The sequence below is a fragment of the Pseudoalteromonas shioyasakiensis genome (assembly GCF_022398475.1).
Taxonomy (GTDB): Bacteria; Pseudomonadota; Gammaproteobacteria; order Enterobacterales; family Alteromonadaceae; genus Pseudoalteromonas.
Window position 1 is genome coordinate 1 of the sequence record NZ_JAKEVM010000079.1, and the last position, 20,363, is coordinate 20,363.

Consider the following 20,363-nt stretch of genomic DNA (forward strand, 5'->3'; position numbering starts at 1 on the left):
GTTATTATTTTAGAGTGAAATGAAATGAGAGAATTTTCTCGCACTGATCGTGTTGCACAGCAAATTCAAAAAGAGATTGCTGTTATTCTGCAACGCGAAATCAAAGATCCACGCTTAGGTATGGTGACAGTGTCTGCGGTTGAGGTATCTCGCGACTTATCTTACGCAAAAGTATTTATCACAGTGTTTAATACTGATGATGAAGATAAAGCCAAGCAAAGCGCTAAAATCTTAAATGAAGCAACGGGTTATATTCGTTCTTTATTAGGTAAACGTATTCGTGCGCGCATCATGCCTGAGTTACGCTTTGTGATCGATAACTCACTTATGGAAGGTATGCGTATTTCAAACTTGGTTGACTCAGTTATTCGTGAAGACAATGCCAAGCATGTAGACGAAGATGACAGCGAAGAAGGCACTAAAGACTAATGGCTAGACGCAGTAAAGGTCGTGCTATTGACGGCATCTTATTACTTAATAAGCCGCAAGGTATTTCATCAAACAAAGCATTGCAGCAAGCAAAAGGGATTTACTTTGCTCAAAAAGCAGGCCACACCGGTGCGCTTGATCCGCTTGCGACGGGTATGCTGCCTATTTGTTTTGGTGAAGCGACTAAGTTTACCCAGTTTTTGCTTGATACTGACAAAACCTATGTTGTACGCGCCAAACTTGGTGAGCGAACCACGACCTCTGATTCAGATGGTGAAGTGGTTGAAACGCGCGACGTATCGGTCACCCGTGAACAATTAGCTGAGCAAATTACCAGTTTCTTAGGTGAGTCGGATCAATACCCTTCGATGTACTCTGCGCTTAAATACCAAGGTCAGCCTTTGTATAAATATGCTCGCGAAGGTATCGAAGTGCCGCGTAAGTGTCGAAAAATTAATGTATTTAGTTTAACGCTTGATGAGTTTGATGAAGCTAATAACGAAGTACAAATGACGGCACATGTGTCTAAAGGCACTTATATTCGTACTATTGTTGACGACTTAGGTGAAAAGCTTGGCTGTGGTGCACATGTCATCATGTTACATCGCAGTGCAGTTGGCCATTACCCAAGTGAGAAAATGGTCACTCTTGAGCAACTTGAAGAAAAGCTACAGCAAGCAAAAGCAGACGATGTTGCGCCTTCAAGCTACCTCGATGAGCTATTACTGCCAATGGATACTGCTTTGGTTGATTTACCTGTGATAGAGATTACTCAAGAGCAGGGCGTGGCATTTAGCCATGGTCAAACAGTCGTGATTGGTAAGCCTGTACCAGATGGTGTGGTAAAGGTAATGGCTGATGGGGTGTTCATTGGTACCGGTGAGCGTCATAAAGACGGTCACTTAAAATCAAAGCGTGGCTTATCAAATCAACTGCCTGAGTAAAGATTACCTTGTAGTTATTAGCAAAGCTGGGTAGAATACGCCCCGCTCAATCGTTTTGGCTGAATTAGTGATCGGCTAAAACACAATTTAAATTAATTTTTGGAGTTACTATGTCACTAAGCAATCAAGAAAAAGTTGAAATCATCGCTAAATTTGCACGCGCTGAAGGCGACACTGGTTCACCTGAAGTACAAGTTGCACTTCTAACTTTCGATATCAACAAGCTTCAAGGTCACTTTGCTAGCCACAAGCACGACTTCCACTCACGTCGTGGTCTTCTTCGCAAAGTAAGCCAACGCCGTAAACTGCTTGACTACCTTAAAGGTAAAGACATTGCACGTTACACTGCGTTAATCCAAGAGCTTGGCCTACGTCGCTAAGAACTAGATTACGAGAAAAGGGGCTATTTAGCCCCTTTTTTTGTGCGCGCATGAAAGGTATACTAGCGCACACCTAGGTAGTGGATACTGCTTAGATATTAAAAAACATCATTGCCAATTGTAGTACTTAATCGTGTTTTCATAAGCACAATTAAGTACTGTAATTGGTACTTTGATGGACTATTTTTTACCAATTCGGAGCACAGCTCTGAGTTGCTTTTACATTTAAAGGACATTTTTAAGTGCAAGCAATTATTAAAGAATTTCAACTAGGTCAACACACTGTGACCCTAGAAACAGGTGCTATCGCTCGTCAAGCTGACGGCGCAGTACTAGCAAGCATTGGCGATACTTCAGTATTAGTTACTGTTGTTGGTAAGCGTGATGCACAACCAGGTCAAGACTTCTTCCCACTAACAGTTAACTACCAAGAGCGTATGTACGCTGCGGGTCGTATCCCTGGTGGTTTCCTTAAGCGTGAAGGTCGTCCTAACGATGGCGAAACACTTATCGCTCGTCTAATCGACCGTCCAATCCGTCCACTTTTCCCAGACGGTTTCGTAAACGAAGTACAAGTAATCGCGACAGTTGTTTCTGTTAACCCAGAAATCCAACCTGACATGGTTGCTATGATTGGTACTTCAGCAGCACTTGCTATCTCTGGTATTCCATTCAATGGTCCTATCGGTGCATCACGTGTTGGTTTCATCAACGGTGAATACGTACTTAACCCAACACTAGCTGAGCTTGAAGAAAGCCAATTAGACCTAGTTGTTGCTGGTACTGATAACGCAGTACTTATGGTTGAATCAGAAGCTGAAACACTATCTGAAGACGTGATGTTAGGTGCGGTTGTTTATGGTCATGAGCAATCTCAAGCTATCATCAACGCAATCAACGAGTTCAAAGCTGAAGCAGGTAAACCAGCTTGGGATTGGACTGCACCAGAGAAAAACGTAACACTTGCTGAGAAAATCTCTGCAATTGCTGCTGATAAAGTAGGTGAAGCATACCGCATCACTGACAAAGTAGCGCGTAAAGAAGCACTAGGTGCAGCGAAAGAAGAAGTTGTTGCTACATTAACAGCTGAACTTGCTGAAGGCGAAGAGCTAGATACGCAAGAAGTTGGCAAATTATTCGGTTCTTTAGAAAAAGAAATCGTTCGTGGCCGCATCATCGCTGGTGAAAAACGTATCGATGGTCGTGAACCAGATATGGTTCGTGCACTAGACGTAATGACGGGTGTTTTACCACGTACTCACGGTTCTGCAATCTTCACGCGTGGTGAGACGCAAGCACTTGTAACTGCAACGCTTGGTACAGAACGTGATTCACAGTTAATCGACGACTTAACAGGTACTAACAAGCATCACTTCATGCTTCACTACAACTTCCCTCCGTTCTGCGTAGGTGAAACAGGTTTTGTAGGCTCACCTAAGCGTCGTGAAATTGGTCACGGTAACCTAGCTAAGCGTGGTATTGCTGCGGTACTACCTACACTTACTGACTTCCCATACTCAATCCGTGTTGTTTCAGAAATCACTGAATCAAACGGTTCATCGTCTATGGCATCAGTATGTGGTACGTCACTAGCACTTATGAACGCAGGTGTTCCAATTAAAGCATCTGTTGCTGGTATCGCGATGGGTCTAGTTAAAGAAGGCGACGATTTCGTTGTTCTTTCAGATATCTTGGGTGATGAAGATCACTTAGGTGACATGGACTTTAAAGTAGCGGGTACTTCAAACGGTATCACTGCACTACAAATGGATATCAAGATCGAAGGTATCACTAAAGAAATCATGCAAATCGCTCTTAAACAAGCGAAAGCAGCACGTCTACACATCTTAGGTGTTATGGACGAGGCGATTGCAGCACCTTCTGAAGAGTTATCTCAATTCGCACCTCGCATCTACACTATGCAGATCCCTGCGAAGAAAATTGCTGAAGTTATCGGTAAAGGTGGCGCAACTATCCGTCAACTTACTGAAGAAACTGGCACAACGATCGAAATCGAAGATGACGGTACAATCAAGATCGCTGCAACTGATGGCATCAGCGCAAACGATGCAATCAAGCGTATCGAGCAATTAACTGCTGAGCTAGAAGTAGGTACTATCTACACTGGTAAAGTTGTACGTATCGTTGATTTTGGTGCGTTCGTTAATATCCTTCCGGGTAAAGACGGTCTAGTGCACATTTCACAAATCAGCACAGAGCGTGTTAACAACGTAACTGACCACCTAAGCGAAGGCCAAGAAGTTAAAGTTAAAGTTCTTGAAGTAGATCGCCAAGGTCGTGTACGTCTAAGCATCAAAGAAGCAATGGAACCAGCTGCTGAGGAAAAAGCAGAAGAGTCTAAAGACGCTTAATGATGATTGAATAACCAGTTATTTGCTGGATATAAGAAAAAGGGGCTGTTTAGCCCCTTTTTTTATGCTTTAATGAAACCTATCCGCTTCGCCTTTGTCTACAGAGAATTCAGGTATTAAGGAATTTAATGATTTTTAAACACTTAGCATTGACCGCTGTGGCTATTTTTTCTTTAAGTGCATGTCAAACAACTTCACAACCTGAGTCAGTCCCTATTGTTAATGTGCCTTTTACTGCACCATTAGCACCTGATTTTCGTAACGAAATTACGATTGCTCGCTATTCTGAACTACTAAATCGTGCTGATTTAAGTGCAGAGCAACAAGCCAAACTTTATTATGATCGCGGTGTATTATTTGACAGCTTAGGTATGTCGACCTTGGCGCGTATTGACTTTAACCGTGCGATTAAGCTCAAACCAGACCTAGCAGAAGTGTATAACTTCTTAGGCATTCATCACACACTAATGCAGCAGTATGAACAAGCTTATGAGTTCTTTGATTCGGCACTTGAGCTTAACGAGCAACACGAGTATGCCTATTTAAATCGTGGTATTGCCCTTTACTATGGTGACCGTCCATCACTTGCACAAGATGATTTACAGCAGTTTTTAAATCGTTCACCGAGCGATCCTTATCGTGTGTTATGGCTTTATTTAGCCCAATCAGAAGCTGATAAAGCGCAGGCCTTAATTGATTTAAAAGCTAACTCGCAGGGTGTTGATGAGTCTCAATGGGGTTACCAACTGTTGGCACTTTATTTAGGTGATATCAGTGAGTTTGAGTTTTTATCTGGCATTATTGAAGGTGTAACTTCAGAGCAAGAGTATGCGCACCGCTTATGCGAAGCTTATTTCTACCTAGCGAAGATGCATCAAGCGGCGGGTGATAACTATCTTGCTGCCGATTACTTTAGACTTGCCCTTGCCACCAATGTGCATGAGTTTGTTGAATACAAATATGCCCGCTTAGAGCTTGAGTTAATGGCTGGTGAAAACGCAAGCTAAGGTTTCTTTTACTGCTATTCTATTACTGAGCTTGGGTTTCGTACCAAGCTCAGTGTCTCGTTTTATTCCCGCTTACGCTTATTACGCAAATACTACTCCTTCACAAGCAATAGCTATCTATCATTTGGCACCCAGCGCCATTAATTTGCAGCATTTAGTGCTGAGTAACTCACAGCTTCGCCAGTTAGCAACGCTTAATGATAGTAATGCGGCGTACCAGCTTGCGCTCAGGTTTTTGCAGCAACATGATTACACCGCAGCAAAATTATGGTGGCAGCCTTACTTTGCTAAATTCAATTCAGCTCAGCAACAAGCCTTAGCGGAGCAGCTAGTCAGAGCAAACCAGTGGCTCGATATAAGTTACCTAGGTAAAGCTGGCAAGTTACCAGAGGGAAATGCCAAGCAAGCTTGGCTGTTGCAGCAACAAATGCCGCCAGCTCAAATTGACCCAGCTTATGCGCAGCAACAGCAATTAGCCTTATCAACATCAAGTGTACAAGCAAGCAGTCAGTGCCAATTTAATATTTTAATGATGACAGATCATTACAAGGGCATTGATACTTTAAAGCAGTATAAGCAGCAATACAGTAAAGCGCCTGAGCCTGCAAAAGGCAGCTTTTGTTTTACTGACGTTGTTTATGTTGCTGATAAGTTTAGTTGTGATGATAGTAGTGGGGCGCTTAAGTGTAACTGGCAAAATGCGGCAGCGCATCCGTGGCCTGAAGGTTTTGACTTTATTGTGATGATGTCAAAGCAAGGGGCTGCTAATGTGCTTGGCGGGATTATGCATATCAATTCATCGCAATCTTATGCGGTATTTTTACATGAGCTAATGCATTTCAATGGCTTTGAAGATGAGTATGTTTTAGCAGAGCAAAAACAACAGTGGCTGTGTAAGCAACAGGGGCTGGTTGCGCCAAATCTGTTTATTGCAAATAAGGTTTCCCCACCAAAAGGCTGGCAAAAAAGTATCGCTTGTAGCAATCAGTTAGCCTATAAACCAAGCCCTAATTGGTCGATTATGCAGTACCAAACAATGAGCTTGTCTGAGCAATACCGTGAGCTTTGGCAAAAACAAATTAACCAGCCCTTAACAAAGCCGATTCGGTTTTCTGAATATTTTGCCTTTTTAGGCTTAAAGCCAGTGTTTACAACAGCTTCCAAAGAGCAGAAATTTTCTGACTAATCGTCTATTTATTGCTATTTTAGTATGCAAAGCGGTTAAATGTTGTGCAAATAGGTGTGTCTCCTATAGACAAAATAGCACCTGATCAGTATAACTATACGCATTGTAAGCTTTTTTTGAAGCCAACTTTTAACCATCCAAATGAACAGTACGCAACTAATTAAAACTAGAGCGGTATTGATATTCTTATGACACTAAAAGGCTCCTAATTATGACTTTGCTCTGGATACCCCTGTTATCCTTAATCGGCAGTGTTATTTCATCCTGCACTTCAAAACTAACACGTAACCAAAGCACTGCTTTGACCATGTTAGCGCCTTTGATTGCCCTTGGAATTGTATTTTCGTATACCCCTGCAGTCTTTTCTGGTGAAACAATTCGCTACACTGCTGAGTGGATCCCTCTTTTAAACATGCAAGTTTCGTTTCGACTTGATGGTTTAACGTTACTTTTTCTATATATGATCTTGGGTATCGGTACCCTGGTGATTTTTTATGCGCGTTATTACTTGAGTAGTAGCGACTCAATGCCAAAGCTATACTGCTATTTAATGCTATTTATGACCGCAATGGTCGGCATCGTGATGTCGAATAATGTGATCCAGCTGTGGTTTTTCTGGGAGCTCACCAGTATTAGCTCGTTCTTATTGATTAGCTATTGGTGGCATAAGTCAGAAGCTCGCAAAGGTGCACGTATGGCACTTGCTATTACAGGTGCCGGTGGTCTTGCGTTACTAGCAGGTTTATTACTAATTGGTGATATTGTTGGTAGCTATAATCTTGATGTGATTTTAGCAAGCAAAGCGCTTATTCAATCTCATGCACTTTATGAAGCTGCGCTGGTATTAGTGCTTTTAGGTGCATTTACTAAATCTGCACAATTTCCATTTCATTTTTGGTTACCACATGCGATGGCGGCACCGACACCAGTCAGTGCCTACCTACACTCTGCAACCATGGTTAAAGCGGGTATCTTTTTATTAGCGCGTTTTTATCCTGCGCTATCAGGCACAGATACTTGGTTTATTTTAGTAGCAATGACGGGTCTGGCGACTTTATTGGTTGGTGCTTATATCGCGTTATTTAAGCATGATTTAAAAGGCTTACTGGCTTATTCAACAATCAGCCATTTAGGTTTAATTACCTTACTGCTTGGTTTAGACACTGAGCTTGCTACAGTGGCTGCTATCTTCCACATTATTAACCACGCAACCTTTAAAGCGTCGTTATTTATGGCAACGGGTATCATTGACCATGAAACTGGCACCCGTGATATGCGTAAACTCAATGGTATGTGGCGCTTTATGCCGTATACCGCCACACTTGCTATGGTAGCAGCGGCAGCCATGGCGGGCGTGCCACTGTTAAATGGTTTCTTATCGAAAGAAATGTTCTTTGCCGAAACACTGCATCAGCAAGTGCTTGGCTCTATGTCTTGGTTAATTCCAGTGTTAGCGACTATTGCTGGTGCACTCTCTGTCGCGTATTCAGCACGTTTTATTCACGACGTGTTTTTTAACGGCGACCCAATCGATTTGCCAAAACAGCCTCATGAGCCACCACGCTATATGCGTGTACCAATCGAAATTTTGGTTGTGCTGTGTTTACTCGTCGGTATGTTCCCGCACTTCGCAGTAAGTGATATTTTAGCTTCGGCATCTTTCGCAGTGCTTGGCGATGCAGCCCCAGATTATAAGCTATCTGTATGGCATGGCTTTAATTTACCGCTGTTAATGAGCTTTATTGCAACAAGCGTGGGTGTGATGATTTATGTGCAGCGTAAGCACCTGTTCCACTTCCAAGCTTCATTGCCAACTTTGAATGCTAAAAAAGGCTTTGAGCGTGGCTTATATAGCTTAATTAAGTGGTCACAAGAAAAGATTAAACGAATCGAAAATGGCTCGTTACAGCGCTATGCCTTTGTGATGATTGCTGTGGTGCTTATGTGTGCGGGCTGGCCTTTATTTGAAATGCGCCAGTTAGCAGGAGCAAGTGAGTTAACGCCAATCGATTTCCATAATGCTATTGGTGCTGGCTTACTAATAATAGGTGCGCTGGCAACGGTTATTTGGCATCGCTCACGAATGATATCTTTGATTATGATTTCAATCGTAGGCCTGATGGTATCTGTTGCATTTACTCGATTCTCTGCGCCTGATTTAGCACTGACTCAGTTAACCGTTGAAGTTGTCACGGTAATGCTACTGATGCTCGCACTGTTCTTTTTACCACAGCGTACTCCGAAAGAATCAAGCTCATTGCGTATTTTGCGTGACCTAGGTATCTCATCGGCAATTGGTGTGGTTGTGGCGAGTATTTGTTATGCGCTTCTGACAAGACCACTTGAGTCAATTTCTGACTTCTTTGTTGCCAATGCAAAAACTGGCGGTGGTGGTACTAACGTTGTAAACGTTATCCTCGTTGACTTTAGGGGGTTTGATACCTTAGGTGAGATTACCGTATTGGGTATTGCTGCGTTAGGTATTTATAAGCTTCTTATTAACTTGCCGCTGTTTATGCCAGCAAGTGATAGTGAAGGGCGCCCATGGGCAAGAGAGCGTTACCCAATTCTACTGTCGAGTATTTCACAAAGCTTGTTACCACTTGCATTACTTGTGTCAGCGTATATTTTCTTACGTGGTCATAACTTACCAGGTGGTGGCTTTATTGCAGGACTGGTTACCGCGATTGCATTTATTTTGCAATATATGGCTAATGGTTCGCACTGGATTGCAGACAGATTTGACGTGAATTATCGTAAGATTATTGCGTCAGGTATTGCTATTGCATTGTTTACAGGTATTGGAAGTTGGTTCTTCGAACGCCCATTCCTAACAACCTGGTTTGATTATTTTGATATTCCGCTAGTCGGCAAGACAGAACTTGCTAGTGCTATCGTATTTGATTTAGGTGTGTATTTAACTGTTGTAGGTGCAACGCTGATGATTTTAGCAAGTTTAGGTAAATTAACTGCTGATACACCCAAGCAAGAGGTAAATATTTAATGGAAGTATTGTACGCATCATGCGTCGGCGTGCTGGTTGCATGCGGAATTTACTTAATATTACGGGCTCGTACCTTCCCGGTAGTACTCGGCCTGACTATGTTGTCGTATGCAGTTAACCTGTTTTTATTCTCTTCAGGTCGTTTAACTATTAACAAAGCGGCTGTACTTGGTACAGGCAGTGAGTATGCCGATCCACTCCCTCAAGCACTGGTTTTAACCGCCATTGTAATTGGCTTTGCGATGACCGCTTTTGTGGTTATTTTAGCGATTCGTGGCCGTGCTGACTTGGGTAATGACCATGTTGATGGTCACCTTGTTAAGTCATCGAAGGAGCAAAAATGATTCAGCATTTAGCTTCTTTACCAATTTTAATTCCGATGTTGGCAGGGGTGATTTTACTCATGCCGCCATGTGGTAAAAACTTACATATTCGTCGTGTTTCGTCGGTTATTTTGTCGATTGTCACACTATTGGTCAGTGCTTATTTATTATTTCACGTAAATAGTACCGCACCGCTTGTTTACGCAATCGGTGATTGGTCTGCACCATTTGGTATTGTGCTGGTTGCCGATAGGCTAGCAACGCTACTTGTGCTACTTACCAGTTTCCTTGGTGCAGTTGTGGTGCTTTATAGCTGTGCAGGCGATGATAAAAAAGGGAGCTTTTTCCATCCGTTAGTGCACTTTTTAGTGTTAGGTGTAAATGGCGCCTTTTTAACTGGCGATGTATTTAACCTGTTCGTATTTTTTGAAGTGCTGTTGATTGCTTCGTATTCATTATTGATGCATGCCGGCAACAAACATAGTACCCGAGCTGCACTGCAGTACGTCATTTTAAACCTGATTGGTTCAAGCGTATTCTTAATTGCGCTGGGTGTACTTTATGGTGTGTTAGGCACATTGAACATTGCTGATTTAGCGCAAAAAGTACCACAGCTGACGGGTGATGATGTTTACCTTGCTAAAATTGGTGGCTTGCTGTTAATCGTGGTATTTGCGTTAAAAGGCGCGTTATTACCGTTACATTTATGGCTACCGAATACCTACGCCAGTGCAATGCCATTAGTTGCTGCATTATTCGCGATTATGACCAAGGTCGGTGTGTATGCCATGTTGCGCGTGTATACCGTAATATTTGGTGATAATGCTGGCGAACTCGCTCACATGGCACAGCCTTGGTTATGGGGCTTAGCACTAGCGACCATAGTGATGGGTGGTATTGGTGTATTAGCGAGTCAAGATTTTAGAAAGCTTATTGCGAATCTGGTGGTTGTATCTGTGGGTACTTTAGTGGCATTGGTTGCGATTCAGAATGTCTCTGCAACAGCTGCATTACTTTACTACTTAGTGCATTCAACCATTATTTGCGCTGCACTATTCTTAATTGCGGATTTAATTGCTCAACAGCGCGGTAAAGTTGCTGACCGGTTAGTTGCAGGGCGCGCCGTTGCACAGCCATATTTACTTGGTACTTGTTTTGTAGTGGCTGCGCTTGCTGTTGTTGGTATGCCACCGTTATCTGGCTTTGTCGGCAAAGTCTGGATTTTAAAGAGCACGCTAGATAGCGAAAAAGCCATGTTGTTTTGGCCAATCTACCTAGTTTCTAGTTTAGCGTTATTAGTGGCGGTTTCACGAGCCGGTACCAGCTTATTTTGGGATCACACCCATAAAGACAGTGAAGCAATTGATGGCACTAAAGCACACCCTGTTAAAGTGATAGCTGTAGTTGCATTACTTGCGTGTTCACCATTAATGGTTGTATTTGCAGGACCGATTTCAGACTATATGTTAGCAACGTCAGAGCAGTTGTTTGATATCAACACTAGCATCAACGCTGTATTACAAGGAGGCCAATAATGCGTTTAGAATCTCGCTTTCGTTGGTTGCCAACACCATTTCGCAGTGTTTTATTATTCATTGTATGGCTGTTGTTAAATAATAGTGTGTCGCCAGGACATCTGTTTTTAGCTGCATTTTTTGCTATTACTATTCCGTGGATCACATTCCCATTTCGTGATCCACAGCCTCTTATTGTCAGGCCAGGTCTTGCGTTTAGGCACTTATTGTTAGTGCTGTACGATATTGTCACTGCTAACTTACAAGTTGCTCTGTTGATCCTTGGACCAACGAAAAAGTTACGCCCAGGTTTTATCAAAGTACCATTGGATTTAAGCCATGAAATGCCAATCACTATTTTGGCCAGCACAGTATCTTTAACACCAGGTACAGTGAGCGCAGAGGTTTATCCTATTCCTGAGTCACTCGAAGAGGGCGAAGAAATTCAACAGCGCTACTTATTGATCCATGTACTCGATTTAGCTGATGAACAAGCGTTAATTAATACTATTAAGCAGCGCTACGAAGCACCGCTTAAGGAGATTTTTCGATGCTAGATACCGTTTTTCTAATTGTTTTTGCAATGATAGCCATATCGTTACTGTTAAACCTATGGCGTTTAATTGTTGGGCCGTCGGTACCTGATCGTATATTGGCTTTAGATACTATGTTCATAAATACCATTGCTTTAATTATTCTATATGGCATGAGCATGGGCACCGATTTATATTTTGAAGCCGCATTATTAATCGCCATGCTTGGCTTTGTGAGCACTGTAGCGGTATGTAAATACCTGCTGCGTGGCGATATTATTGAATAAGGTAACGAATGATGAGTGAATGGATTGTATCAATCTTATTATTAATTGGTGGTTGCTTTATTCTTATAGGTTCAATCGGACTTGTGAAAATGCCTGACTTTTTTATGCGTTTACATGGTCCAACTAAAGCAACAACGCTTGGCATGGCATCATTGCTAATTGCTGCCATGGTGTATTTTAGCTACACCCACGATGGCATCAGTGTGAAAGAAATTTTGATTTCGATTTTCTTACTGATCACCGCACCTATTAGCGGCTATATGCTGATCAAATCAGCCATCCACCACAAGCTTCGTGCTAAAGATGGCACCAAGGGCCTCGATAACATCGAAGAAGATTAATACCAGCTCGCAATAATAGTTAAGCGAATTGGTGTGATATCTAATTAATCAGAACAATGTGATCTACTACTGTGGCTTTTATTGCGCTCGTAGATCGCATAAAATGCCCCGTCATTTAGTACAGTAGGTAAATAGAGCATTATGCGAGTAGCACTTGGAGTAGAGTACAACGGCGCGCGTTACAGTGGTTGGCAACGTCAATCACACGTCAATAGCGTACAACAAGAAGTAGAAACGGCGTTGTCGCGTATTTGTAATCATCCAGTCGAAATAGTTTGTGCAGGCCGCACCGATGCGGGTGTACATGGCACCGGGCAAGTGATCCATTTTGATACTCACGCTGAGCGTGAAATGGTCGCGTTTACGATGGGTATGAATACCTTACTGCCAAAAGATATTGCTATTCGCTTTGCCAAGCCTGTAAGCGAAGACTTTCATGCTCGTTTTAGTGCCACAGCACGTCGCTATCGTTATGTGATTTATAATTACACCTATCGCGGCGCTATCATGAGTGAAGGGGTGACCCATTTTCATCACCCATTAGACGAAACTAAAATGCAAGAAGCCTGTCAGTATTTAATAGGTGAGCATGATTTTACTTCGTTTAGAGCACTACACTGCCAAGCAAATACAGCTAATCGTACTATTCACCATTTATCGGTAAAACGCCAAGGTGATTATGTGATCATTGATATTAAAGCCAATGCGTTTTTACATCACATGGTACGAAACATCACCGGGTGTTTGATGGACATTGGTCTTCATAAGCATGAACCTGTGTGGTTAAAAGAATTACTCGATTTAAAAGAGCGCGCTAAGGCAAGTGCAACAGCAAAAGCCGCTGGCCTTTACTTAGTTGATGTGGATTACCCAGAACATTTTGGCATTCCTAAAACACCATTAGGGCCTTTGTTTTTACCTGATTCAGACAGTTAGACTTTAGTAGACTACTACTAAGACCAGTTTTTTATATCGTCTGCGGGTAATTCATGTTTTAATTGAAAAAATCTGTCTGTTTATTTGTTATCAGAAACACAAGCGAGTGTTTCCAATTAAACAGACTGCGACACAGAACAGCATTAAGAGAGTTGCAAATGAGTTGGTTAGAAAAAATCTTACCTAAAACGACTAAATCGTCAGGTCGTAAAGAAATCCCTGAAGGGGTTTGGGCTAAGTGTACAGACTGTGATTCAATTTTATATAAAGCAGAATTAGAAAAAGCACTCAACGTGTGTCCTAAGTGTGATCACCACATGCGTTTAAGTGGCCGTAAACGTCTTGAAAACTTTTTAGATGATGCTGACCGCCAAGAAATTGGTGCAGAGCACGAACCAAAAGACGTATTAAAGTTTAAAGATTCTAAAAAATACTCTGACCGTATTACCCAAGCACAAAAAGCAAGTGGCGAGAAAGACGCACTTGTAGCAATGAAGGGCCGCCTAAAAGGCATTCCTGTTGCTGCTGTTGCATTTGAGTTCTCGTTTATGGGTGGTTCAATGGCGTCAGTAGTAGGTGCTCGTTTTGTTGAAGCTGTAGATCAATGTTTAGAGCACGACATGCCACTTATTTGTTTCTCTGCATCAGGCGGCGCACGTATGCAAGAAGCTCTTATGTCATTAATGCAAATGGCTAAAACAAGTGCTGCACTTGCAAAAATGAGCGAAAAAGGCTTACCGTTTATTTCAGTATTAACTGATCCAACAATGGGTGGTGTATCTGCATCACTGGCAATGCTTGGTGATGTAAACGTTGCTGAACCTAAAGCGCTTATCGGTTTTGCGGGTCCTCGCGTAATTGAGCAAACAGTTCGTGAAACGCTTCCTGAAGGTTTCCAACGCAGTGAATTCTTGCTAGAGCATGGTGCAATCGACATGATTGTAGACCGTCGTGAAATGCGTGACACCCTTGCACGTATCTTAGCGAAATTTATGAACTTGCCTTCTACTGAACAAGAGCATAGAGTAGCGTAAATTTCAGCTTAACTGATTAAACGCTATGACAGAAATCCTTCCTAGCCAATCATCAAGCCTTGATGATTGGCTTTGTTATTTAGAAAGTGTCCATCCTGCTAATATCGAAATGGGGTTAGAGCGCGTAGAACGCGTGGCAAACCAAGTCGGCTTACTCAATACATCAAGCAAAATAATCCTAATTGCAGGCACCAACGGTAAAGGGACCACAGCCCGTTGCCTAGAAAGCTTATTACTTGCACAGGGTTACAGTGTGGGTACTTATGCTTCGCCGCATCTTATTCGTTATAACGAGCGTGTACGTATTAATGGCCAAGAGCTTGACGATCAATTCCATGTTGATGCTTTTGATATGCTCGAAAAAGGCCGTGGTGACACGCAGCTTACTTACTTTGAGTATGGAACTCTGGGCGCACTGGCTATTTTTAAACGTCACGCCGTTGATTATGTGCTGCTAGAAGTGGGGCTGGGTGGTCGTTATGATGCGACTAATATCGTGAACCCGCATGCTTGTGTGATCACCACCATAGATTTAGACCATAAAGAATACCTGGGTGATACTCGAGAACTTGTTGGTTACGATAAAGCCGGTATTTTCCGTACCAATACACCTGCTATTGTTGGCGATTTAGCTATTCCGCATACAGTGACTGATTATGGTAATGAAATTAACGCTGATATGGTGCTATCAGGCCAAGACTTCATATTCACAGAAGATAATGAAGGCTTTAACTGGCAGTATCAAGATAACGATTGGCGCTTAGCTAAGCCTGCTATCCCTTGTCAAAATGCAGCAACCGCGTTGACCCTACTTGCAAAACTTGAGCTATTGCCAAGTGAGCAACAAGTGCGTGATTGCTTGGCGAATCTAACTGTAGAAGGGCGCTTTCAGCAGTTAAGTCAGCAGCCGCTTGTTTTTACCGATGTTGCACATAATCCTGAGTCAGCTCGATATTTGGCACGCAAATTAAGCGTGTATAAAGATCAAGGGTTTAAAATTCATGCATTAGTCGCTATGCTTGCAGATAAAGATAAAGTGGCTGCAATGTCGGCCGTGGCAAATGTTGTTGACCAGTGGTCGTTAGCAAGCTTAGATTGTTTTCGTGGCGACAAAGTTGAGAATCTTGCTAAAGCACTAGCCGAAACCACATCAACAGCGCCTAGTACGCACTATGAGAGTGTTGAAACTGCGCTAGATACGTTATTACCAAATGTTGATGAAAACACGTTAGTGATTGTGTTCGGTTCGTTTATAACTGTGGCTGCAGCCATCAATTACTTTAAAAAATAGAGAGGAAATCGGTGAACGCAGGGTTTATTAATCGCTTAGTAGGCACCACGATTGTGGTTGTGGCGGCTATTGTCTTCATTCCAAACATTTTGGATGGTGAGAAGGTTCATTATAAAGAAGGCTTTAAAGCTATTCCTGAACGCCCTGAGTTCACTACGATAGACTTGCAAGAGGTGATTGATAATAAAGTCGCCTCTGCCGAGCAACCTTCGCAAATCCCGGTTGAAGATACGCAAGCAAACGATGCTGATCTTGTCGCAAATGAAACCCAGCAAATTGATACTGCACCGCAAATGGTTGAAGCTTCAACTGATGAGCCGGTAATTAACAAAGCTGAGCCGAAAGTTGCAGTGCAAGAGCCTGCCAAGCCAGCTGCTAAAACGCCTGAGCCAACCCGTAAGCCAGAAGAGAACCTCACACAAATGGCTTATGTTATTCAACTGGGCAGTTTTTCTCACGCACCTAATGTGAAATCACTACAAGAAAAATTAAAAGCGAATGGTTTCAAAACCTTCACTCGCCCAATCAAAACCCCGAACGGCACACTGACAAAAGTCTTTGTAGGTCCTTCACTTAGCAAGAAAGAGTTAGAAAGTAAGCTTCCTGAGTTAAAGCAGTTAACCAAGTTAAACGGCAAAGTTACTCAGTTTGAAATTACAAAATGATCTGGCATCCAAATACCCAAACCACCTGTAGATCCATGATTCAGCGCTATCACAGGGTTTTCAATACAAGGCGTGGCGATGCAGGAATGTAGGTACCTTTCAAATTGCCACAACACAGTAGTGGAAGCCCTGTGAAGCGCCCGAAGGGCATGGCTAAAACGCATTTATTCTGCGTTATTGATTTTGACAAGGGGACACCATTCCCTACAATCAATGCCTTGCCTAAATGCGTTTTATCTCATGCTGAATTCTTGCATCCACAGGTGGTTTGGGTATAGAATGCGCCCCAAATTAACGACTAGTTGGTTCTTATGATCTGGGTTGATTACGCCATACTTGGCATTATTGCACTATCCACTATCATCGGCTTAATACGTGGCTTTGTAAAAGAAGCAATGTCATTAGCTGTATGGGCTGGCGCATTTATCATCTCTAGTTTGTTTTACCAATATTTAGCATCCTTCCTAACAAGTATTTCAGAACCCCTTTTAAGAAATGCAGCCGCAATAGCCATATTATTCTTTGCGACACTCCTGTTGGGTGGGTTACTAAACTATATTTTAGGTGAACTTGTACAACGTACTGGTTTATCTGGCACAGACCGTGTTTTCGGCATAGTGTTTGGTGCTCTTCGTGGCGTGTTGGTCGTAAGCGCGTTACTCTTCTTTCTTGATGCTTTTACCGGTGCACCTAATACGCATTGGTGGGGCAACTCTATTTTGATTCCAGAATTTGGCTTTGTTGTTGAGTGGTTCTTCTCGTACCTCGAAAACAACTCGAGCTTTTTAAATTCTGTAAACCGTTAATCGGCGAGGATAAATTTAATGTGTGGTATCGTTGGCATAGTCGGAACTTCTCCTGTTAATCAGGCGTTATATGACGGCTTAACTGTTTTGCAACACCGCGGTCAAGATGCAGCTGGCATCATTACCATTGAAAACAACACGTTTAGCTTACGTAAAGCCAATGGCCTTGTAAAAGATGTATTTCATACACGCCATATGAAACGTCTGCAAGGTACAATTGGTATTGGCCATGTTCGCTACCCGACAGCTGGTTCTTCTAGCTCGTCTGAAGCGCAACCTTTCTATGTTAACTCGCCATTTGGTATCGCACTTGCGCACAATGGTAACTTAACAAACGCAGAAGCATTAAAGCAGCAATTATTTTCAGAAGCTCGCCGTCATGTTAATACAACATCTGACTCTGAAATTTTACTTAACATCATGGCGCATGAATTAAGTAAATCGAACAAGCTAAAACTTGATGCTGAAGATATCTTCACAGCGGTAACTGAAGTGAATAATAAAGTAACCGGTGGTTATGCAACAATTGCAATGATCATTGGTCACGGTATTGTTGCGTTTCGTGATCCGAACGGTATTCGCCCATTAGTATTTGGTAAGCGTGAAACTGCAAATGGTACTGAGTACATGTTTGCATCAGAAAGCGTTGCTTTAAAAACAGATGGCTTTGAGTTTGTTCGTGACGTTGCACCAGGTGAAGCAATTTACGTAACTGAAGATGGTCAACTTTTCTCACAAGCGTGTGCTGAAAAAGCAACTTACTCGCCGTGTATCTTTGAGTTTGTTTACTTTGCGCGCCCAGACTCAACAATTGACCGTATGTCTGTTTATGCAACACGTGTAAACATGGGTACTAAGTTAGGTGAGAAAATCGCACGTGAATGGGCTGACAAAGACATCGATGTGGTTATTCCAATCCCAGAAACATCATGTGACGTAGCACTTGAGATTGCATCAGCTCTTAACCTGCCATACCGCCAAGGTTTTGTTAAAAACCGCTACATTGGCCGTACGTTTATCATGCCAGGCCAAGAAATGCGTAAGAAGTCAGTTCGTCAAAAACTGAATGCCATTGACCGTGAGTTCAAAGGTAAAAACGTATTACTTGTTGATGACTCAATTGTTCGTGGTACAACGTCAGCGCAAATCGTTGAGATGGCTCGTGAGTCAGGTGCGAAGAACGTTTACTTCGCATCAGCAGCGCCAGAGATTCGCTTCCCGAACGTTTACGGTATTGATATGCCATCGGCAGCTGAGCTAATTGCTCATGGCCGTGAAGTGGAAGATATCAACGCAAGCATTGGTGCAGATGGTCTTATCTATCAATCGCTAGATGACTTAATCTCAGCAGTAAGCCAAGAAAACCCAGAAATCACCCGTTTTGAAACATCAGTATTTGATGGTCAATACATCACAGGTGATATCGACCAAGATTACCTAAACCACATTGACCGTTTACGTAATGATTCAGCGAAATCAACTCGTGAAAATGCGATGTCAGCAAGTTTAGAGTTACATAACCAAGAAGAAAACAGCGCTGATTAATCAGCCTTGATTTGATTGGTATAAAAAAGGAGCTTCACAGCTCCTTTTTTGTTTATGGAAAGAAAGGAAAATAACAATGAACTTAAGTAAACATAGGGTGGACAATTCCGTTAGTCCATAAAATAGCTGTCGCAGCTAAAATAATTACCAGTAAGATCAGCCCACAGGTGACTACTGAACTGGCATAGATAAATCCTCGCTCTTCAGGAATGTGCATTAAAATTGGCACCCCTGTGTAGAGTAAGTAAACTGAGTAGGCCAGTGCTACAAGGCCTACACATACCACAAACCATAGTTCAGGTAAGAATGCCGCAAATGAAGACATAAATACCGGCGTTGCAGTATAAGCTGCAAGCTCTAGGGTTTGTGTAAAGGTGGGTTTTGCACCAAAGGTCACTGCCATCCAATGAGCTAAGTATGCCAGTGCAAAAACGCCCGCAATTAGTGCAAAGTACATCGCAACCGCGATAAGTAATGCACTATCATGGGTTAAATATACAGCCTCACCTGCGCCAATACTCCAGCCCAAATAAACTGATGAATAGTAGCCCATTAATGAAGGAATACAGGCGATTAATAAAATGTGCGATAAGCTATAGCGCAAGCTTTCATGACGGTTATCAATTGTCTGCCATTCTTCGAGTGGGTGAGCGTATAAGCCCCATAAGTGGTTTAGAATCATAATCATTGCCCCTGTAAAAAAGGAATATGAGCTGTTTTATTTTTGTACAGCTTTGATTAAGTTATGGTTCAGTAATTAAGTCTTGTCAAGAAGCTGAAATAATCGAAATAGCCGATTAAATGTAACTCTTTAGTGCATATAGAAAATTAACTTGCACTGATGTGGGTCATGGAACGCGGGCTAATTTATGTGATAAAATCGAATTAAGATTTTTGATGAGAAGTTATTCAGTGCCTTATTCTGATTTATTAGCGCCCATTCATTCTTTTTTAAAGTGCGAAACGCCTGATGAGTGGATTGCTGCGGCAACCAAAAAAGAAAACTTAGATGTGGTTTTAATCGACCATCTTATCTGTGAATTAAAAGCAGCTCAGTCTGCCATGTTTTTAATTCGTAAGTACGCGGTTGATAAAGAAAGTAGTGATGCGTTGCTTGAGTGGTTAAAACCATTTGAGACGCTTGTATATAAGCGAGAAGGAGATTGGCGTGAGCTTGCAGATAATAACAAGCTGACTAAATCAATGATCCCAAAATCTAACTCACCTTATGGGCAAGATCTCATTGATAAAATGGTGATGCTCATTAAAGAAGAGTTACATCACTTTTATCAAGTTCTTGAGATCATGGATGAATACGGTATTGAATATAAAAGCATTACCCCATGCCGTTATGCCAAAGGGATGCTGCGCCACGTCAAAACTTACGAGCCTGATGCTTTGGTTGATAAGTTAATTATCGGTGCTTACATCGAAGCTCGTTCATGTGAGCGCTTTGCTAAATTAGCCCCACATGTTGATAAACGCTTAGGTGATTTTTATATCTCACTACTGCGCTCTGAAGCGCGTCATTACCAAGATTATTTAACTCTTGCGCAAGAAATCAGTGAGTTTGATATTACTGAGCGTGTTGAATTTTTTGGTCAACTTGAAGCTGAGCTTATTTCAACCCCAGATGAAGACTTTAAATTTCACAGCGGTGTGCCTGCATAATATATTAAATCAGAGCGCCTGTTTGGCGCTCTAGTTCATTTATCTTGCCAAATTAGTGGGTTTTACCCCTATTCAAATTAACTAATTCTCATTAC

At 42.2% G+C, this 20,363-nt stretch carries 20 protein-coding genes; 19 read left to right on the top strand and 1 reads right to left on the bottom strand.

The features are described 5' to 3' along the window. Nucleotides 1–24: 24 nt before the first annotated feature. From rbfA to purF, 18 genes are all read left to right on the top strand, one after another. Nucleotides 25–429, top strand: coding sequence for a 30S ribosome-binding factor RbfA (rbfA, locus tag L1D51_RS13590; RefSeq protein ID WP_054553174.1), 405 nt, complete (start codon nt 25–27; stop codon nt 427–429). Beyond that, a complete protein-coding gene (gene truB / locus L1D51_RS13595; protein ID WP_239963906.1) occupies nt 429–1,373 on the top strand; it encodes a tRNA pseudouridine(55) synthase TruB in 945 nt (314 codons plus the stop codon). The genes rbfA and truB overlap by 1 nt, the downstream gene beginning before the upstream one ends. Before the next feature lie 110 nt (nt 1,374–1,483). Further along, on the top strand, nt 1,484–1,753 hold the full coding sequence (gene rpsO, locus L1D51_RS13600) for a 30S ribosomal protein S15 (RefSeq protein WP_054553172.1): 270 nt from the start codon (nt 1,484–1,486) through the stop codon (nt 1,751–1,753). Between the two features lie 242 nt (nt 1,754–1,995). After that, the gene (gene pnp / locus L1D51_RS13605; RefSeq protein ID WP_054562096.1) at nt 1,996–4,125 is read left to right on the top strand and encodes a polyribonucleotide nucleotidyltransferase; all 2,130 of its coding nucleotides are present in this window, start codon (nt 1,996–1,998) and stop codon (nt 4,123–4,125) included. 128 nt (nt 4,126–4,253) lie between these two features. Beyond that, the gene (gene nlpI, locus L1D51_RS13610) at nt 4,254–5,132 is read left to right on the top strand and encodes a lipoprotein NlpI (protein WP_055021724.1); all 879 of its coding nucleotides are present in this window, start codon (nt 4,254–4,256) and stop codon (nt 5,130–5,132) included. Then, nucleotides 5,116–6,318: a hypothetical protein gene (locus L1D51_RS13615; protein ID WP_239963907.1), complete on the top strand. Its 1,203-nt coding sequence runs from the start codon at nt 5,116–5,118 to the stop codon at nt 6,316–6,318. Before nlpI ends, L1D51_RS13615 begins: the two co-directional genes overlap by 17 nt. 211 nt (nt 6,319–6,529) lie before the next feature. Further along, complete coding sequence (locus L1D51_RS13620; protein ID WP_054562093.1) at nt 6,530–9,322, top strand: monovalent cation/H+ antiporter subunit A; 2,793 nt, start codon at nt 6,530–6,532, stop codon at nt 9,320–9,322. After that, a complete protein-coding gene (locus L1D51_RS13625) occupies nt 9,322–9,666 on the top strand; it encodes a Na+/H+ antiporter subunit C (protein WP_054553167.1) in 345 nt (114 codons plus the stop codon). The genes L1D51_RS13620 and L1D51_RS13625 overlap by 1 nt, the downstream gene beginning before the upstream one ends. Next, entirely contained in the window at nt 9,663–11,180 is a 1,518-nt protein-coding gene (locus tag L1D51_RS13630; protein WP_239963908.1) for a monovalent cation/H+ antiporter subunit D, read from the top strand. The genes L1D51_RS13625 and L1D51_RS13630 overlap by 4 nt, the downstream gene beginning before the upstream one ends. Continuing rightward, nucleotides 11,180–11,716 (top strand): Na+/H+ antiporter subunit E, encoded by a 537-nt coding sequence (locus L1D51_RS13635; protein WP_054562091.1) that lies wholly within the window; start codon nt 11,180–11,182, stop codon nt 11,714–11,716. Before L1D51_RS13630 ends, L1D51_RS13635 begins: the two co-directional genes overlap by 1 nt. Beyond that, nucleotides 11,710–11,979: a K+/H+ antiporter subunit F gene (locus tag L1D51_RS13640; RefSeq protein WP_054553164.1), complete on the top strand. Its 270-nt coding sequence runs from the start codon at nt 11,710–11,712 to the stop codon at nt 11,977–11,979. The genes L1D51_RS13635 and L1D51_RS13640 overlap by 7 nt, the downstream gene beginning before the upstream one ends. Before the next feature lie 8 nt (nt 11,980–11,987). Beyond that, entirely contained in the window at nt 11,988–12,320 is a 333-nt protein-coding gene (locus L1D51_RS13645; protein WP_054553163.1) for a Na+/H+ antiporter subunit G, read from the top strand. Between the two features lie 141 nt (nt 12,321–12,461). Beyond that, entirely contained in the window at nt 12,462–13,256 is a 795-nt protein-coding gene (gene truA, locus L1D51_RS13650) for a tRNA pseudouridine(38-40) synthase TruA (RefSeq protein ID WP_054553162.1), read from the top strand. A gap of 158 nt (nt 13,257–13,414) precedes the next feature. Then, nucleotides 13,415–14,290: an acetyl-CoA carboxylase, carboxyltransferase subunit beta gene (accD, locus tag L1D51_RS13655; protein ID WP_055021719.1), complete on the top strand. Its 876-nt coding sequence runs from the start codon at nt 13,415–13,417 to the stop codon at nt 14,288–14,290. 25 nt (nt 14,291–14,315) lie between these two features. Continuing rightward, nucleotides 14,316–15,581 (top strand): bifunctional tetrahydrofolate synthase/dihydrofolate synthase, encoded by a 1,266-nt coding sequence (gene folC / locus L1D51_RS13660; RefSeq protein WP_239963909.1) that lies wholly within the window; start codon nt 14,316–14,318, stop codon nt 15,579–15,581. 11 nt (nt 15,582–15,592) lie between these two features. Next, nucleotides 15,593–16,246: an SPOR domain-containing protein gene (locus L1D51_RS13665; protein ID WP_054562088.1), complete on the top strand. Its 654-nt coding sequence runs from the start codon at nt 15,593–15,595 to the stop codon at nt 16,244–16,246. Between the two features lie 311 nt (nt 16,247–16,557). Then, nucleotides 16,558–17,052, top strand: a complete 495-nt coding sequence (locus L1D51_RS13670) for a CvpA family protein (protein ID WP_036969851.1) — start codon at nt 16,558–16,560, stop codon at nt 17,050–17,052. A gap of 18 nt (nt 17,053–17,070) precedes the next feature. Continuing rightward, nucleotides 17,071–18,597, top strand: coding sequence for an amidophosphoribosyltransferase (gene purF, locus L1D51_RS13675; protein ID WP_054562087.1), 1,527 nt, complete (start codon nt 17,071–17,073; stop codon nt 18,595–18,597). Between the two features lie 82 nt (nt 18,598–18,679). Here purF and L1D51_RS13680 read toward each other — a convergent pair whose 3' ends face one another. Next, nucleotides 18,680–19,279: a Yip1 family protein gene (locus L1D51_RS13680; protein WP_054553157.1), complete on the bottom strand. Its 600-nt coding sequence runs from the start codon at nt 19,277–19,279 to the stop codon at nt 18,680–18,682. A 230-nt stretch (nt 19,280–19,509) separates the two neighbouring features. On the opposite strand from L1D51_RS13680, the gene miaE reads away from it, so the two are divergent. Beyond that, on the top strand, nt 19,510–20,268 hold the full coding sequence (gene miaE, locus L1D51_RS13685) for a tRNA isopentenyl-2-thiomethyl-A-37 hydroxylase MiaE (protein WP_239963910.1): 759 nt from the start codon (nt 19,510–19,512) through the stop codon (nt 20,266–20,268). Nucleotides 20,269–20,363 lie beyond the last annotated feature (95 nt).

Excerpts from the sequence above, each read along its gene's own strand:
- rbfA (WP_054553174.1), top strand. The coding sequence starts at position 25 with ATGAGAGAATTTTCTCGCACTGATCGTGTTGCACAGCAAATTCAAAAA.
- truB (WP_239963906.1), top strand. The coding sequence starts at position 429 with ATGGCTAGACGCAGTAAAGGTCGTGCTATTGACGGCATCTTATTACTT.
- rpsO (WP_054553172.1), top strand. The coding sequence starts at position 1,484 with ATGTCACTAAGCAATCAAGAAAAAGTTGAAATCATCGCTAAATTTGCA.
- nlpI (WP_055021724.1), top strand. The coding sequence starts at position 4,254 with ATGATTTTTAAACACTTAGCATTGACCGCTGTGGCTATTTTTTCTTTA.
- L1D51_RS13620 (WP_054562093.1), top strand. The coding sequence starts at position 6,530 with ATGACTTTGCTCTGGATACCCCTGTTATCCTTAATCGGCAGTGTTATT.
- L1D51_RS13625 (WP_054553167.1), top strand. The coding sequence starts at position 9,322 with ATGGAAGTATTGTACGCATCATGCGTCGGCGTGCTGGTTGCATGCGGA.
- L1D51_RS13630 (WP_239963908.1), top strand. The coding sequence starts at position 9,663 with ATGATTCAGCATTTAGCTTCTTTACCAATTTTAATTCCGATGTTGGCA.
- L1D51_RS13635 (WP_054562091.1), top strand. The coding sequence starts at position 11,180 with ATGCGTTTAGAATCTCGCTTTCGTTGGTTGCCAACACCATTTCGCAGT.
- L1D51_RS13640 (WP_054553164.1), top strand. The coding sequence starts at position 11,710 with ATGCTAGATACCGTTTTTCTAATTGTTTTTGCAATGATAGCCATATCG.
- L1D51_RS13645 (WP_054553163.1), top strand. The coding sequence starts at position 11,988 with ATGATGAGTGAATGGATTGTATCAATCTTATTATTAATTGGTGGTTGC.
- truA (WP_054553162.1), top strand. The coding sequence starts at position 12,462 with ATGCGAGTAGCACTTGGAGTAGAGTACAACGGCGCGCGTTACAGTGGT.
- accD (WP_055021719.1), top strand. The coding sequence starts at position 13,415 with ATGAGTTGGTTAGAAAAAATCTTACCTAAAACGACTAAATCGTCAGGT.
- folC (WP_239963909.1), top strand. The coding sequence starts at position 14,316 with ATGACAGAAATCCTTCCTAGCCAATCATCAAGCCTTGATGATTGGCTT.
- L1D51_RS13670 (WP_036969851.1), top strand. The coding sequence starts at position 16,558 with ATGATCTGGGTTGATTACGCCATACTTGGCATTATTGCACTATCCACT.
- purF (WP_054562087.1), top strand. The coding sequence starts at position 17,071 with ATGTGTGGTATCGTTGGCATAGTCGGAACTTCTCCTGTTAATCAGGCG.
- L1D51_RS13680 (WP_054553157.1), bottom strand. The coding sequence starts at position 19,279 with ATGATTCTAAACCACTTATGGGGCTTATACGCTCACCCACTCGAAGAA.